The sequence below is a fragment of the Pseudomonas sp. ADAK18 genome (assembly GCF_012935695.1).
Lineage (GTDB): Bacteria > Pseudomonadota > Gammaproteobacteria > Pseudomonadales > Pseudomonadaceae > Aquipseudomonas.
Window position 1 is genome coordinate 307392 of sequence record NZ_CP052859.1, and the last position, 15319, is coordinate 322710.

Here is a 15319-nt window from a genome sequence, read left to right on the forward strand (position 1 = left end):
TTCCAGACCACCGGCCATTCGCTCGCTGAGGTTTTCACAAGGTCCGTTTTCCTCATGAGGGGTAGAGCAAGGGCCGTGCCGTTTAGGCAAGATGCGATTCTACGGGTAGCCACAAAACCCATGTGGGAGCGGGCTTGCTCGCGAAGGCGTTGGGTCAGTCACCAGATGTGTTGACTGATCGACCGCCTTCGCGAGCAAGCCCGCTCCCACATTTGATGGGCGTTGTTCTTGAGGTTTGTGTTCCGTTTCAGGGCATGAACGAGAAAACGATCGCAGACAGCGCAATCAGCCCGATCAACACCACAAACACGTTCGATGCCTGGCCCGAGTACTGGCGCAAAGATGGCACGCGCCGAATGGCGTACATCGGCATCAGGAATAACAGGCAGGCGATGATTGGCCCGCCCAGGGTTTCGATCATGCCCAGGATGCTCGGGTTGAAGGTGGCGACGGCCCAGCAGGTCAATACCATGAACAGCGCGGTGCTGCGCTCCAGCCATTTGGCCGACATCGAGCGGTTGCGCCCGCGCAGGGATTTGACGATCAGGCCCTGGAAGCCTTCGCTGGCGCCGATGTAATGGCCCAGGAACGACTTGGTGATTGCCACCAGCGCGATCAACGGCGCGGCGTAGGCGATCACCGGGGTCTGGAAGTGGTTCGCCAGGTAAGACAGGATCGAGATGTTCTGTTCCTTGGCCGCCGCCAGGTCTGCGGGGGACAAGGCCAGCACGCAACTGAAGCAGAAGAACATCACCGTCAGCACCATCATGCTGTGGGCGATGGCCAGGATGCCGCTGCTTTTACGCTCGGCTTGCGGGCCGTAGACGCGTTTCTGGTCGACCGCAAAGGCGGAGATGATCGGCGAATGGTTGAAGGAGAACACCATTACCGGAATCGCCAGCCACAGGGTCTTGAAGAACAGCGGCAGCGGCATGCCTTCACTGGCGGAGGCGAAGAACGCACCGTTCCAGTTGGGGATCAGGCTCAGGCCCAGCAGCAGCAAGGCGGCGACGAACGGGTAGACCAGCACGCTCATGGCCTTGACGATCACGCCCTGGCCGCAACGCACGATTGCCATCAGGCCGAGGATCAGCACCAGGGACAGGATCGCCCGAGGCGGCGGTGCCATGTGCAGTTGGTGTTCCATGAAACTGCTCAAGGTGTTGGTCAGCGCCACGCTGTACACCAGCAGGATCGGGAAGATCGCAAAGAAATACAGCAGGGTGATCAGCTTGCCGGCGCCGACGCCGAAGTGTTCTTCCACCACGTCGGTGATGTCACCGGATTTGCCTGACAACACAAAGCGCGTCAGCCCACGGTGAGCGAAGAAGGTCATCGGAAAGGCCAGCAGCGCCAGCACGATCAGCGGCCAAAAGCCGCCGACGCCGGCGTTGATCGGCAGGAACAAGGTGCCAGCCCCGATGGCTGTGCCGTAGAGGCCGAGCATCCAGGTGGTGTCGTGTTTGTTCCAGCCTTTTGTGACGGTGCTTGCAGTCAGGTCTACAGCGGGATTTTCGGCAGCAGGTGTACGTACATCGGTCATCGATATTGCCTCGTTATTATTCTTGCGCGGGCTCACGTTGGGACGGTCAGCGAATGCTCCTCAGCATTCCACCCAGCTAACGGCCAGGCCGCCCCGTGAAGTTTCTTTGTATTTGTCGTGCATGTCGGCGCCGGTGTCGCGCATGGTGCGGATCACCCGGTCCAGGGAGATGAAGTGTTTGCCGTCACCGCGCAGGGCCATTTGCGTGGCATTGATCGCTTTGACGGCGGCGATCGCATTGCGCTCGATGCACGGCACCTGAACCAGGCCGCCGACCGGGTCGCAGGTCAGGCCGAGGTTGTGTTCCAGGCCGATTTCAGCGGCGTTTTCCAGCTGTTCCGGGGTGGCGCCGAGGATGTCGGCCAGGCCAGCAGCGGCCATGGCGCAGGCAGAGCCGACTTCACCCTGGCAGCCGACTTCGGCGCCAGAGATCGAGGCGTTTTTCTTGCAGAGAATGCCGACAGCCGCTGCCGCGAGGAAGAAATTGACGACATCGTCGTCAGACGCTTCGGCGTTGAACTTCATGTAGTAATGCAGCACCGCCGGAATGATCCCCGCTGCGCCGTTGGTCGGCGCGGTGACCATGCGCCCGCCGGCCGCGTTCTCTTCGTTGACGGCCAGGGCGAACAGGTTGACCCATTCCATGGCCGACAAGGTCGACGTGATGACGTTGGGTTTGCCGATTTCCAACAGGCTGCGGTGCAATTTCGCCGCGCGCCGTGGCACATCCAGGCCGCCCGGCAAGATGCCTTCATCCCGCAGGCCCTGCTCGACGCATTCGCGCATCACCGACCAGATATGCAGCAGGCCACTGCGAATCTCGGCATCGCTGCGCCAGGCCCGTTCATTGGCCATCATCAGTTCCGAGACCCGCAGGCCGTGCTTTTTGCACAGGCTCAGCAATTCGGCGGCGCTGGAAAAGTCGTAGGGCAATTGCACGTCGCTGGCGGGCGCAATGCCTGATTCGGCTTCGGCGGCTTCGATGATGAAACCACCGCCCACCGAGTAATAGGTCTGCTCGATCAGCAGGCCATTTTCCCCGTAGGCATGCAGGGACATGGCGTTGGGGTGGTAGGGCAGGCTTTCGTCCAGCAGCAGGAGATCGTGTTGCCAGTTGAAGGCAATCGACACTTTGCCTGCCAGCAGCAGTTGGCCCGACTCACGCAACTGCTGAATACGCGGACCGATGCTGGTGGGGTCAACGCTATCAGGCCATTCGCCCATCAAGCCCATGACGCAGGCACGGTCGGTGGCGTGACCTACGCCGGTGGCGGACAAGGAGCCGTACAAGCGGACCTCCACGCGGCGGGTTTCACTCAGCAACTGCTGGTCAGCCAGGGCCTGGGCGAAGGTCGCCGCCGCACGCATCGGACCGACGGTATGGGAGCTGGATGGGCCAATGCCCACCTTGAATAGATCGAAAACACTGATAGCCATGCTAAAGCCTTACAAGCAATGGAGTAGGAATCGCTGCCATGTTTTGTAGGACAAGCGGAATCGGCGCGATACTGAGCCTCTAGATCGGCACTGACCAACGAATTATCCTAAGACACCCTTTAGCAGGACTAAACCCTATGAACCGCCCGTTTCATGGTCAGACTTACGTTTGGCTGCACGTATTTTTGTGCGCTGCACGGCACTTGTCGTTCACCCGTTGCGCCGAAGAACTGCACATCACGCCGGGGGCGGTCAGCCAGCAGATTCGTCAGTTGGAGGAGCGGTTGGGCTTTCGTCTGTTTCATCGACGGGCGCGTGGGGTGGAGTTGAGCGCCGAAGGCCAGCGGCTAGCGATTACCGTGGGTGAGGCGTACGGCAGCATTGACGCCGAGCTGCAGCGCCTGGACGCCGGCATGATCAGCGGCACCCTGCGCCTGCGCTCGATTCCCTCGTTCCTGGGCAAGTGGCTGACCCCGCGCCTACCGCGTCTGCAACAGCGCTTTCCGGATATTCAACTGCGCCTGGTGGCCGAAGACAGCAGCGTGGCCCTGCACGAGGGCGACTTTGACCTGGCCATCGACCTCAATGACGGCAGCTATCCCGGTTTGTTATCCACAGCCCTGCTGGATGAGCAGATCTTCCCGGTGTGCGCGCCGAGCCTGCTGCGAGGCCGGCCGCCGCTCCACGGCCCGGCGGACCTTGTGCATTTCCCGCTGTTGCACGACATCACCGCCTGGCGTGGGAGTTATGAGTACGCGGAATGGGAGTTTTACCTGAATGCTATCGGCTATGACGCGGCGGATGTGCGCCGTGGGCATACCTTCAACCGCAATCACCTGACCATTGAAGCCGCCATCGCCGGCATGGGCGTGGCGATTGCCCGGCGTACCCTGCTCAATGACGAACTGGAGCGCGGCACCCTGATCGTGCCGTTCGGCGTGGCCGTGCCCAATCACAAGCGTTATGTGTTGCTGTACGCGCCGGGCGCGCTGAGCCATCCGGGCGTGCGGGCGGTGCATGACTGGCTGGTAGAGGAAGCAGAAATTTTTCGCGGATTGCACCCGTTGGGAGAGGGGCAACTTTGAGGAATACGGGCGTAAGAAGATGTAACTAACTCCCCACCCTAACAGCGCTTTCGGCGGTTGTCAGACTTAATTTGTAATGTGGGATTTATCTTTGTAAAGGGCTTGAATTGTTCCTCTGTCTGCTCAATTGTGTAATCAGGAGGTCATGGTTTTCACCCCTCCGGTGAAGCAGGAGTGACCTCCCGCGAGCTAGCTGAAATAAGGGAAGAACTATGCAAATCCAAGTCAATAGCGATAACCATATTGAAAGCAGCATCCGACTGGAGGAGTGGGTACGTACTACCATTGAGAGCACGCTCGAACGTTATGAAGAAGACCTGACCCGCGTTGAGGTCTACCTGCGGGATGAGAACGGCGACAAGCCCGGTCCCCACGATTTAAGTTGCCGATTGGAAGCACGGCCAAAGGGCCATCAACCGGTTTCGGTCTGCCATAAAGCCGATACGCTGGAACAAGCGATCGATGGTGCGGCCAACAAGCTGGAGCATGCGCTGGAGCACTTGTACGGCAAACTGCGCGGCAAACCACGCGCCGCCGGTCAAGGCTTGCCGAATACCAAGGCCGACGAGGCCGAGCTTGAAGAGGAATTCCTGGAAAACGAACAGGCTGCGCTTAACGGCTGATAGCTGATGGTTTTTTCAACCCTACTGAAAACGGGCCTGCATCTGCAGGCCCGTTTTGTATTTCAGGGTAGCGTCGGCTCTTGGACTCAGCGCAGATCAAGTGTGGGAGCGGGCTTGCTCGCGAAGGCGGTGGATCAGTCAAAGTATCTGGTGACTGATACACCGCCTTCGCGAGCAAGCCCGCTCCCACATTAGATCTCCATTTCCCCAGGCACTGGCGTCGAGCTTTTAGAACGCCACCGACGTTTGCACATACACCGTCCGCGGTTCGCCCACGTACTTACCCTTGTTGTTATCGTCAAACGAGCGCGTGTAGTACTGCTTGTTGAAGATGTTCTTCACCCCAACCGCCACATTCAAATCCGACAACTGCGGGCCAAAGTCATACGCCGCACGGCTGCTGAACAACATGTAGCCGGGGATCCGCCCGGTGCTGCCGTCGGCGCTTTCCGCCTGGGTATTGGCGTTGTCGGCGAACTGGCTGCTCTGATAGCTGCTGTCCACATTCAGCTTCCACGGGCCTTCGGTGTAGCCGACGCCCAGGGTGCCTTTGTGCTTGGACGAGAAGGGCACGCGGTTGCCTTTGTTCGGGCCGTTTTCGCGGATGGTGGCGTCGACGTAGGCATAGGTGGCGTACACATCAAAACCGGCCAGGGCCGGGCTCAACCCGTCGAGGGCGTAGTTGATGCTGGACTCGATGCCCTGATGGCGGGTTTCACCGCGCGCAATCACCGTGTCGTTGGTCTGGTTGCTGTCGTACTGGTTGTCGAAGTTGATCAGGAACGCGCCGATTTCCGCCCGCAGGGTGCCGTTGTCATAGCGCGTACCCAGTTCCCAGGTGCGGGCCTTTTCCGGTTTCACTTCGCCGCTGTTCACACGGTTGGGCATTTGGCTGTACTGCACGCTGCCGAAGGAGCCTTCGGTGTTGGCGTAGAGGTTCCAGTCGTCGGTCAGGTGATAGAGCACGTTCAACGCCGGCAGGGCGGTGTTGTAGTCACCCTTGTATTTGACGTTGGTCAGGTTGTTGGTCTGTTGCGACTCGATCATCTCGTAGCGCACGCCCGGGGTGATGGTCCACTTGCCGATATCAATCCGGTCATCGATAAAGAACGCATGGGCTTCAGTACCGCCGCGGGTGTCGCGGTCGTTGCGGCTGTTGGTGCTGGGCAGTTGCTGGTTGGCGGTGATCGGCGTGCGGTAGCGCAATTCGTGGCCGGCTTCGTTGATGTAGCGATAGCCGACGCCTACTTCGTGGCTGCTTTCACCAAGATCGAAGCCTTGGGCGAAACGGGTTTCGAGGCCACGCACCCAATATTCGCGGGGTGACAGCGAGAGGAAGTTGCCTTGGTCCAGGTAACCGCTGCGCAGGGTCTTGGTGAAGAAGCTATTGACGGTGAATTCCCGGCGATCTTCCTGATAGCGATAGCCGAAGTTGAACATCGTGCGACGGCCCCAGAACTTGTCGTTGGGACGGGTGGACTGATACGGATCAGCCTTGTAGTCCGCCGCGCTCAAACCGCCGGGCATATCGGCCTGGCCTTCGTAGTACTGGGCCATGGCGTTGAAGCTGTTGGCTTCATCCAGTTGGTATTTGCCCTTGAGGATCAGGTCGTCGATTTGCGTGTCGCTGTGTTCGCGCCAGTCACCGCCGCGAGTGCCGGAGTAGAGGATCGCGCCGCCCAGGCCGTTGTCGGCAGTGCCGCCCGCCAGCAGGTTGCCGGTGGTCTTGAAGCCGTCATGGCTGGAGGACGGGCTGGTCTCGGTCTGCAAGCCGCCTTTGACGGTCGGCGCATCGGGAATCGCGCGGGTCACGAAGTTGACGATGCCGCCGACGTTCTGCGGGCCGTAACGCACCGCGCCGCCGCCACGCACCACGTCCACCGCGTCCATGTTGCCCATGCTGATGGGAGCGAAGGACAGCTGCGGCTGGCCATACGGCGCGAAGGGCACCGGGATACCGTCCATCAAGACTGTGGAGCGCGACGCCAACCGTGGGTTGAGCCCGCGAATCCCGAAGTTCAGCGCCATGTCGTGGCTGCCAGTGCCGTTGTTTTCCGGGGCATTCACGCCGGGGATGCGGTTGAGCACGTCGCGGGCCTGGGTCGCGCCCTGGCGTTCGAACTCTTCGCGGCGGATCACGTCACGGGCGCCGGGGTGTTCGAAGACGTTGGTCTGGGCGGCATCGCCCAACCAGTCGCCGACCACGCTGGAAGTGCCCAACTCCAGGGTAGCCGGCGCGTTGACCGATTGCAGGCTGTAGGCGTTATCGCCTTCGGCACGCGCCTGCAAACCGGTGCCTTCCAACAGCTTTTGCAAACCCTCTTCGGCGGTGTAGTTGCCCGACAAACCATGGCTCTGCACACCAGCGGTGACTTGTGACCCAAAGGAAATCAACACGCCCACTTCCCGACCAAACTGATTCAGCGCCGCTTCCAGGGAGGAGGGCGCGATACGGTAAGGCTTGGTCTCGGCAGCTAAGACCAGCGGCAGTACCGTGAAACTGAGGCTGGCGCCCAGCAGCAGGTGGCGCAGGGTGCGAGCGAGTGGCGTCAGGCGAGTCGGTTGCTGGGGCATGGAAGGCGGTCCTGAGAAGGAGAAGTCTGGGTGGCTTTCCTTCTCTGTCACGCGAGGTGCGGAAAACGGCTCACAGGTGCAAAAAATAATTCAGGCGCGGGCTTCGACCGTCACCCAGTAGCGGGTAAAACGCCGCACTTTCACCGGCAGGCTGATTTCCAGCAGGTCGAGAATCCGCTCGCTGTCGTCCAGCGGGTAGCTGCCGGAGATCAGGAGGTTGGCCACTTGCGGATCGCAATTGAGTTGGCCGCGGCGATAGCGCCCCAATTCGTCGAGAAAATCCGCCAGGCGCATGTGGGCCGCCACCAGCATGCCGTCGGCCCAGGCGCCGCTGCCGGCATCGACGGATTGTGCGGTGTCCCAGCCTTTACGGGTGAAGTTCACCTGACGGTTTTTTTCTACCGTCAGCGGCAGGCCGGAGTAGGCCTTGGGCGTGACCTCGACATGGCCGTCAAATACCGCCAGTTGGGTGTGATCGCTGAATTGCCGCACATTCAGTCGCGCCGCTTGGGTGCTCAGCAATCCTTGACCGGTCAGGACGCGCAGCGGGGTGGTGCCCGCGTTGCTGGTGAGCAAAATCTCGCCTTCGAGCAAACGAATCAGGCGTTGCTGGCCGTTGAAATGCACATCCACCGCGCTGCCGGTGTTGAGCTGCAGCTGACTGCCGTCGGCCAGTTGCACCTTGCGGCGCTGGCCCACGGGGCTGCGGTAGTCGGCGCTCAACGGTGGCAGCAGGTGTTTGTCCCGCAGGCCCCAGGTCACGGCCGAGCCGGCGCCGAGGATCAACAACAGTTTCAAGGCGTGGCGCCGGCTGCTGGACGTCGGTGCATTTAATGCCGCGTGGGCCAAGGGCGATGGCATGCCGCGCAGCCGCTGGTTGACCCGTTGAATATGCTCCCAGGCCCGTTGATGTTCGCTGTGGGCGTCCAGCCATTGCTGCCAGGCGGCCTGTTTGCGCGGGTTGAGCGGTGCCTGCTGCATTTCCATCAGCCAGTGCACCGCCTGTTCGGCGACTTGGGTGGAGAAGTTCGTGGCCGGGTTCATAGGGCGAAGTAACAGCGCAGGGCTGCCTTGTTGAGATGACGTTTGACGGTGGCGATGGAGATCTTCAATTCGGCACCGATTTGCGCGTAGGTCAAGCCGTCGAGTTGCGCCAGCAGGAAGGCGCGCTTGACCATGGTGGGCAAGCCGTCCAGCAATTGATCAAGCTCGATCAGGGTTTGCAGGATGATCGCCCGGTCTTCTTCCGAGGGCGTCACGCACTCAGGCATTTGCGCCAGGGCATCGAGGTAGGCGCGCTCCAGGTCTCGGCGGCGGAAATGGTTGAACAGCACGCGCTTGGCGATGGTGGTGAGGAAGGCACGGGGCTCGATCAGCGTCGGTGTTTGCGGCGCCGTCAGCACTTTGATGAACGTGTCCTGGGCCAGGTCGGCAGCACTGTCCGGGCAGCCGAGCTTGCGTCGCAACCAGCCGGTAAGCCAGTTGTGATGGTCGTGGTAGAGGACTTCGACAGTGGTGGACGGCCGCAACGTGCATACTCCGGCAGCATCTGCATGCTTTAGAGAACAAGAATTGTTCGCATTGTAGTAGCGGCCGATGGCATTCGGCAATCAGTGGCAGACCGATGGAATGCGAATGCATCCGTTCTCTTTTGCTTATGAGAATATTTATCATTAATATTGCGCCCTGATAAATCAGGCGTTGCCCGCATGAAAAGTAAGGCCTCACTTCCCGTCTCCTACCGCCTCGGCGTGACATCGCGCGCGTTGGCGGCTGTCTTGGGCGGCTACTTGTTGGCTTCCCTGGCCAGTGTCTGTATGGCCTTCTGGCTACCCCTTTCACGGGCCGATGCGGTGGTCAGCGCGATGATGAGTTCTTTTGTGTTCTACCTGTTGGCGGTGATCTGGTGTTTTGCCTGCCGTAGCGCCTGGCGAGCCTGGTTTGGCATCTTGGTACCCAGTGCGGTATTGGCGACGCTGGCGGGCGTCAGCCACTGGATGGTCCAGCCATGAAAGAGGGCTTCCGTCAGGCCATGGCCTGGTTGCACACCTGGGCTGGGTTGATCTTCGGCTGGCTGCTGTTCGCGATTTTCCTGACGGGTACCTTGTCCTATTTCAAGGACGAAATGACCCACTGGATGCAGCCCGAGGTGCAGGCCCATCCTCTGGACAACGCCCGCAGCCTGGCGATGGCCCAGACCTATTTGCAACAACAGGCACCCAATGCCGCCCGCTGGTTTATCACCTTGCCTGACAGCCGCCAGCCGGGTCTGTCGGTGATGTGGCAGGACAAGGTCGACCCAGGCAAACGCGGCAATTTCATCCGCAAACGTCTCGACTCGCTTGCCGGCAGCGAGGTCCAGGCCCGAGAAAGTATGGGCGGCGAGTTCTTCTACCGCTTCCACTTCCAACTGCAAATGCCTTACCCGTGGGGCCGCTGGCTGTCGACCATGGCAGCGATGGTGATGTTTATCGCGTTGATCACCGGGATCATCACCCACAAGAAAATCTTCAAGGACTTCTTCACCTTCCGCCCGCGCAAGGGCCAGCGCTCCTGGCTCGATGGGCATAACGCGGTGGGTGTGCTGGTGTTGCCGTTTCATTTGATGATCACCTACAGCAGCCTGGTGATTTTCATGAGCATGGTGATGCCGGCAACCATCGTGGCCTCCTACGGCAGTACCGACGCGTTTTTCGATGACCTGTTCCCGGCCACTAATAATGCGCCCGCCTTGGGGCAGCCTGCGCCGTTGCTGGCGCTGGGCCCGATGTATGACGAGGCACGCAAACAATGGGGCGGCGGCCACGTCGAACGGTTGGTGGTGAACAACCCGGGGGATGTGAACGCTTCGGTTAATGTGATCCGCGCCGGTTCCGATCGAGTGGTGCATGATTTTGGCAGCGTTGTGTCGTTCAACGGCGCCAGTGGTGAAGTGGTGCGGGTCAGTACCGAGCAATCCCTGCCCATGGCCATCAGTGGCAGTTTCTACGGCTTGCACATGGGGCATTTTGCCGGCCCGGTGTTGCGTTGGTTGTATTTCATTTGTGGCTTGGCGGGCACGGCGATGATCGGCACCGGGCTGGTGATCTGGTTGGGCAAGCGTCAGCTCAAACATGCCAAGACCGGCGTCATGCCGTTTGAGTTGCGGCTGGTGGAAGTGCTGAACATCGCCAGCATGTCGGGGTTGATGATCGCCATCGGCGCGTTCTTCTGGGCCAATCGGCTGCTGCCGGTCGGGTTTGCCGAGCGCTCAAGTTGGGAAGTACAGAGCTTCTTTATTGCCTGGGGCCTGACCGTACTGCATGCGACGGTACGGCGCGGGCGCCAGGGTTGGGTCGAGCAACTGAGCCTGGGTGCGTTGCTGTTTATCGGTGTGCCGCTGCTTAACGCCTTGACTACCTCCCAGCACCTTGGGGTGTCGCTGGTTCAGGGCGACTGGGCCATGGCCGGCTTCGACCTGACCTGCCTGGGCAGTGGCATATTCCTCGCCTGGGCCGCCTGGAAAATGCAGCATCGCGCAGTGCCGCAACTCAAGGCTGAGCGTGCCCGCGCACTGTCTCTCAAGGGCGAGGTGAACTGATGCTGCTGGCGCTGCTGCTGTGTTACGTCGGATTCACTGTGTTGTGCCTGTCCACCGACCGCCACCATGGCGAGTTGCTGCGCAGCAAGCCATCGCCGAGCCGGCGGCTGGCCTTGCGTCTCGGTGGTTGGTTGCTGCTGATCGTGTCGATCTGGCCAGCGGTGCGCGTCACCGGTTGGGGCCAGGGTTTGGTGGAGTGGTGTGCGGTGCTGATGTGCAGTGCTTTGCTGCTGGTGTTGCTGTTGCCGTACCGGCCAAGGTTGGCCTTGATCCTGGCTGGCGTCAGCCTGCTGGCCAGCCCGGTTGCGGCCGTCGCAACACTTTGAGCGCACCCTTGATGATCACCACGCCACCCGAATCCCAGGATTGCCAGCACGCCGAATCGGCCGGTGGACGTGCGCATTTTTTACAGGTGTTTTTGTCCCAGCGTTCGCAGATGGAAGCGCTGGTCAGCCGTCGTGTCGGTTGCCGGGCGACGGCGGCGGATTTGGTCCAGGACTTGTTCCTGCGCTTCTGGCGTCGGCCGCTGGTGCAGGTCGAAGAACTCAGCACTTACCTGCTGCGTTGCGCCGGTAATATCGCCATCGATCACCTGCGCAGCGAAGGCGCGCGCGTGCGCAGCAACGAAGGCTGGTTGCCGGAACAACAGCACAACCAGAGTTGTGAACCCCAGGCCGCGCTGGAAGCCGGCAACGACCTGCGGCATGTCGAAGCCGCCTTGCGCAGCTTGCCCGAGCGCACACGACAGATCTTTTTGCTCAACCGGATTCACGGTCGTAAGTACGTCGAGATCGCCAAGGCCATGAGCCTGTCCCAAAGCGCCGTGGAAAAACATATGATGCGTGCCCTCGAAGCCTGCAAGGCCAGCCTTCGTGAACCCTCATTGCCACGCTCGCCAGGGAAAGCACCGTGATCACCTCTTTCAGCGTCACCCCGACGCCCGAACAGGAACAGGCCGCACTGGCCTGGCTGAGTCTGCTCCACGACCATCCCAGCAGCGGCGATCAAGCCACGTTCAGCCGTTGGTTGCGCGCCGATCCGGCTCACGCCTGTGCCTACGCCCAAGCCCAAGTGCTGTGGGAATTGAGCGAAGTGCCGGCGCGAGCACTCGCGCAGGAAGAAACCGTGGTGTTGCAGGGTTATCTGAATGCGATGGACCGTTCAAAACGCTCAAGCGTACGGCGCTGGTCGGGTGCCTTGGCGATGGCCGCGTGCCTGTTGTTGATGGTGGCTGTCGGTGCCGGTTGGCAGCCGTCGCGCTGGGTCGAAGACTTCGGCGCCGATTACGTGACGGCGCCGGGTGAGGTGAAGACGCTCATCCTGGCGGATCAATCCAGGGTCACCCTGGATGCTGACAGCTCCATCGCCGTGGATTTCAGCCATGGCGAACGCCATATTCAACTGCGTCGTGGTGCCGGTTTTTTCAGCGTGAGCCACACCGGCGAACCCTTTGTGGTGGAGGCGGGCAGCGGTGAAGCGCGGGTGCTGGGCACACAATTTGAAGTGCGCCTGCAACCGGCGGGCGCCCAGGTAACGGTGTTATCCGGGCGCGTGGGTGTCACGCCATCCAAGAGCGGGCAGCAGCAGATTCTCACCGCTGGCCAGCAAGTGGCCTACGCGGATGGCGTCGCCGATGAGCTGCATGCTGTCGACAGCGAGTCGCGCCTGGCCTGGCGCGACGGCTGGCTCAACTACTACAAGGCGCCCCTGGCCGATGTGGTCCAGGACCTGCGCCGCTACTACCCGGGGCGTATCCTGTTGCTCAATGACGACCTCGGCAACCGCCGCGTCAGTGGCAGCTTTCCGAGCCAGGATCCGCAGTCGGTCATCAGCGCCTTGCAGGCAGTTTTGGGGTTCGAACAGCACACCGTACTGGGTCGTGTAATTGTGTTGCGCTAGACATCAATTGCCGCGCGAGCAGCCCATTCGCATCAATGTTTTTCCTGAATCTCTCTTTCGCCTATCGCTACAGGCCATGCACCACGGCGCATGCAGACCCTTCATCTAACCTTCATCGCAATTACCAAAACCTGTCACCAAACCGTTACACGAGGCGCGGATGATCGCCGGATTCCTGAGCAGATGGTCAGGAAGATTGGCGTCTTCTGTCAGCTCAGTCCCGACGCAAATTCCTCCCTACAACAGAAAAATGTAAGCAAGGGATCTACTCGTGAAGATCAACAAACTCTCTGCCCTGCTTTTAGCATCGGGCCTGGGCAGCTTTGCGCCGCTGGTTCTGGCGGACGACACCCAAGATGTTGGCTCGGTGAATGTGGCCGGTAAACAAACCTTGGGCAACGGCCACATGATCCGGGAAGAAAGCGCCAAGGCACGGTCGACGGTGACCAAGGAAGCCATGGACGAAATGTCGGCCACGGCCAACGCCATCGACAAACTCAAATACACACCGGGCATCAACGTTTCCAGTGATGACGCCAGCGGTACCAGCGGCACCAGCTTCACCATGCGCGGCATGAACTCCGACCAGGTCGGGGTTTCCATGGACGGTGTGCCGATCAACGACTCCGGCAACTACAGCGTTTATTCAAACCAGTTCGGCGACCCGGAAAACCTGGCAGAAGTGTTTGTCACTCAGGGCTCTTCGGAAGCGGACGGCCCGCACATTGGCTCCAGCGGCGGCAACATTGGCATGATCACGGTTCGGCCAACCAAGGAGTCCGGGGTTTTCGTCAAACAGATCGTCGGCGCCAATGCCCTGCGCAAGACTTTCGCACGGATCAATACTGGTGAGATGGGTGGTTTCAAGTCCTGGATTTCGGCGTCCCATCTTGAAGGTGACAAATGGCGCGGCGAGGGCACGATGCGCAGTGACAAGGTTGAATGGAGCGGCTTGTTCGAAGATGACAACGGCAATTCCACCCAGGCCATCGTGAAATACAACAAGCAGGAAAACTACAACTACAGTTCCTTGAGCAAGGCACAGTTCCAACAGCAGGGACGGAAGCTGGACTATGCTGAAACACCGGTCTACAAGGGCGGCTTGCTGTCATCTTCCTACAAGCTCAACCGCAACCCGTTTGAAAGCGTCAATGCGACGCTCACCCAGCGCTGGCAACTGCGTGACAACCTGTCCCTGACCGTCACGCCTTATTATTACTGGGCCAGCGGCGGCAGCTTCAGCGGCCAGACTGCTTCCAATCTGGGGCCGAAGTCCGACAAGGCCGGCAACTACGACCTGAGTAACCTGCAATCGGCCAACTATTACCGCCCATCATGGACCGAGACCTGGCGTCCTGGCGTCACCGCCAAAATGAAATGGGACATCAACGAAGAGCACAGCCTGGACTACGGCTACTGGTACGAACGCGCACGCCAGCGCCAGACCCAGCCGTTTATCGGGATCAACAGCGAAGGCGCACCCAATGATGTGTGGGGCGACTACAACAGCGGCAACCAAGTGGTCGACAAGAACGGCGCCACCGTTCAGGGCCGCCACTACTACACTGAGACCCCGTCGCAAAAGCTCTGGGTCCAGGACAGTTGGCAAGCAACCCCGGACCTGAGTTTTGTCGGCGGCGTGGCTTACCAGTATGTCGAGCGTGACGGCAACAACCTGGGCAGCCTGTACGATCAGGCGGAAAAACGTAACGCCCGCTACCATCAGTTCCTGCCCAACTTCAGTGCCAAGTACCAGGTCGATGAGAGTAACCAGGCGTTCTACAACGTCACCCGCAACATGCGTACGCCGCCCAACTACGTGCTGTACAACAAGGGTGATTCCTTAAGCCTCAGCCCCGAGTTGAGCTGGAACCAGGAGTTGGGCTGGCGTTACACCGAAGAGAAGATGGCGCTGAGCGCGACCCTGTTCTACATCACCTTCAAAGACCGTCAACTGTCGACCACCGACCTCAACGGCGACTTCGTGATGGCCAACGTCGGCGACGTGACCAACAAGGGGCTGGAACTGGAATGGAGCGGCCTGCTGCCGCACAACTTCAACTACTACGCGTCCTACACCTACACCAAGTCGGAGCAGCAAGACGACTTCGTCAGCAAGAACGTATTGTTGCCGACCTCGGGCAAGCAGTTGGCCAACGTGCCGGAAAACATGTTTAACCTGGTCTTCGGTTATGACGACTCGCTGTTCTACGGCAACATCGCGGGCAAGTACGTGGGCAGCTTCTATGGTGACTTGACCAACAACGAGAAGATCGAAGGCCGCACGGTGTTTGACCTCAACGCCGGTATTTACTTGCCGGTGGATAAAAAAGTCATCAAGTCGGCGACCCTGCGTTTCTCGATGCTCAACGTGTTCGACAAGGAATACCTGAGCTCGGCGCGCACCGTGTCGTTCAACTCGGCACCGGTCAACGGCCTGGGGGCAAGCACCGCGTTTTATAACGTGGGTGAAGAGCGTACGGCGATGGTTTCCCTGGAAGCCAATTTCTAACCGCTGTGGCGAGTGGGCTTCCTGTGGCAGTCGGGCTTCCTGTGGTGAACGGGCTTCCTGTGGCGA

At 60.2% G+C, this 15319-nt stretch carries 13 protein-coding genes; 8 read left to right on the forward strand and 5 right to left on the reverse strand.

Annotated features, from left to right (window positions below):
• Window positions 1–247: 247 nt before the first annotated feature.
• A complete protein-coding gene (locus HKK55_RS01390; protein WP_169353023.1) occupies window positions 248–1543 on the reverse strand; it encodes a serine/threonine transporter in 1296 nt (431 codons plus the stop codon).
• A gap of 60 nt (window positions 1544–1603) precedes the next feature.
• Entirely contained in the window at window positions 1604–2980 is a 1377-nt protein-coding gene (locus HKK55_RS01395) for an L-serine ammonia-lyase (protein WP_169353024.1), read from the reverse strand.
• A 137-nt stretch (window positions 2981–3117) separates the two neighbouring features.
• On the opposite strand from HKK55_RS01395, the gene HKK55_RS01400 reads away from it, so the two are divergent.
• Window positions 3118–4065 (forward strand): LysR substrate-binding domain-containing protein, encoded by a 948-nt coding sequence (locus tag HKK55_RS01400; protein ID WP_169353025.1) that lies wholly within the window; start codon window positions 3118–3120, stop codon window positions 4063–4065.
• Window positions 4066–4277: 212 nt separating this feature from the next.
• Entirely contained in the window at window positions 4278–4688 is a 411-nt protein-coding gene (locus HKK55_RS01405; protein ID WP_169353026.1) for an HPF/RaiA family ribosome-associated protein, read from the forward strand.
• 228 nt (window positions 4689–4916) lie between these two features.
• Here the strand turns inward: HKK55_RS01405 and fecA are convergent, their stop codons facing one another.
• From fecA to HKK55_RS01420, 3 genes are all read right to left on the reverse strand, one after another.
• Complete coding sequence (fecA, locus tag HKK55_RS01410; protein WP_169353027.1) at window positions 4917–7262, reverse strand: TonB-dependent Fe(3+) dicitrate receptor FecA; 2346 nt, start codon at window positions 7260–7262, stop codon at window positions 4917–4919.
• Between the two features lie 90 nt (window positions 7263–7352).
• Complete coding sequence (locus tag HKK55_RS01415) at window positions 7353–8306, reverse strand: FecR domain-containing protein (protein ID WP_169353028.1); 954 nt, start codon at window positions 8304–8306, stop codon at window positions 7353–7355.
• Entirely contained in the window at window positions 8303–8791 is a 489-nt protein-coding gene (locus tag HKK55_RS01420; protein WP_169353029.1) for a sigma-70 family RNA polymerase sigma factor, read from the reverse strand. Before HKK55_RS01420 ends, HKK55_RS01415 begins: the two co-directional genes overlap by 4 nt.
• A 180-nt stretch (window positions 8792–8971) precedes the next feature.
• On the opposite strand from HKK55_RS01420, the gene HKK55_RS01425 reads away from it, so the two are divergent.
• From HKK55_RS01425 to HKK55_RS01450, 6 genes are all read left to right on the forward strand, one after another.
• A complete protein-coding gene (locus HKK55_RS01425) occupies window positions 8972–9274 on the forward strand; it encodes a DUF3649 domain-containing protein (RefSeq protein ID WP_169353030.1) in 303 nt (100 codons plus the stop codon).
• On the forward strand, window positions 9271–10842 hold the full coding sequence (locus HKK55_RS01430) for a PepSY domain-containing protein (protein WP_169353031.1): 1572 nt from the start codon (window positions 9271–9273) through the stop codon (window positions 10840–10842). Before HKK55_RS01425 ends, HKK55_RS01430 begins: the two co-directional genes overlap by 4 nt.
• Window positions 10842–11168: a DUF3325 domain-containing protein gene (locus HKK55_RS01435; RefSeq protein WP_169353032.1), complete on the forward strand. Its 327-nt coding sequence runs from the start codon at window positions 10842–10844 to the stop codon at window positions 11166–11168. The genes HKK55_RS01430 and HKK55_RS01435 overlap by 1 nt, the downstream gene beginning before the upstream one ends.
• An 11-nt stretch (window positions 11169–11179) precedes the next feature.
• Window positions 11180–11755, forward strand: coding sequence for an RNA polymerase sigma factor (locus tag HKK55_RS01440; RefSeq protein ID WP_169353033.1), 576 nt, complete (start codon window positions 11180–11182; stop codon window positions 11753–11755).
• On the forward strand, window positions 11752–12741 hold the full coding sequence (locus HKK55_RS01445) for a FecR family protein (RefSeq protein ID WP_169353034.1): 990 nt from the start codon (window positions 11752–11754) through the stop codon (window positions 12739–12741). Before HKK55_RS01440 ends, HKK55_RS01445 begins: the two co-directional genes overlap by 4 nt.
• A gap of 271 nt (window positions 12742–13012) precedes the next feature.
• Window positions 13013–15253 (forward strand): TonB-dependent receptor, encoded by a 2241-nt coding sequence (locus HKK55_RS01450; protein WP_169353035.1) that lies wholly within the window; start codon window positions 13013–13015, stop codon window positions 15251–15253.
• Window positions 15254–15319: the final 66 nt, after the last annotated feature.

What these genes read in the sequence shown, in the direction of transcription:
- HKK55_RS01400 (WP_169353025.1), top strand. Translation starts at nt 3,118, where the DNA reads ATGAACCGCCCGTTTCATGGTCAGACTTACGTTTGGCTGCACGTATTT.
- HKK55_RS01395 (WP_169353024.1), bottom strand. Translation starts at nt 2,980, where the DNA reads ATGGCTATCAGTGTTTTCGATCTATTCAAGGTGGGCATTGGCCCATCC.
- HKK55_RS01440 (WP_169353033.1), top strand. Translation starts at nt 11,180, where the DNA reads ATGATCACCACGCCACCCGAATCCCAGGATTGCCAGCACGCCGAATCG.
- HKK55_RS01425 (WP_169353030.1), top strand. Translation starts at nt 8,972, where the DNA reads ATGAAAAGTAAGGCCTCACTTCCCGTCTCCTACCGCCTCGGCGTGACA.
- HKK55_RS01430 (WP_169353031.1), top strand. Translation starts at nt 9,271, where the DNA reads ATGAAAGAGGGCTTCCGTCAGGCCATGGCCTGGTTGCACACCTGGGCT.
- HKK55_RS01415 (WP_169353028.1), bottom strand. Translation starts at nt 8,306, where the DNA reads ATGAACCCGGCCACGAACTTCTCCACCCAAGTCGCCGAACAGGCGGTG.
- HKK55_RS01435 (WP_169353032.1), top strand. Translation starts at nt 10,842, where the DNA reads ATGCTGCTGGCGCTGCTGCTGTGTTACGTCGGATTCACTGTGTTGTGC.
- fecA (WP_169353027.1), bottom strand. Translation starts at nt 7,262, where the DNA reads ATGCCCCAGCAACCGACTCGCCTGACGCCACTCGCTCGCACCCTGCGC.
- HKK55_RS01405 (WP_169353026.1), top strand. Translation starts at nt 4,278, where the DNA reads ATGCAAATCCAAGTCAATAGCGATAACCATATTGAAAGCAGCATCCGA.
- HKK55_RS01390 (WP_169353023.1), bottom strand. Translation starts at nt 1,543, where the DNA reads ATGACCGATGTACGTACACCTGCTGCCGAAAATCCCGCTGTAGACCTG.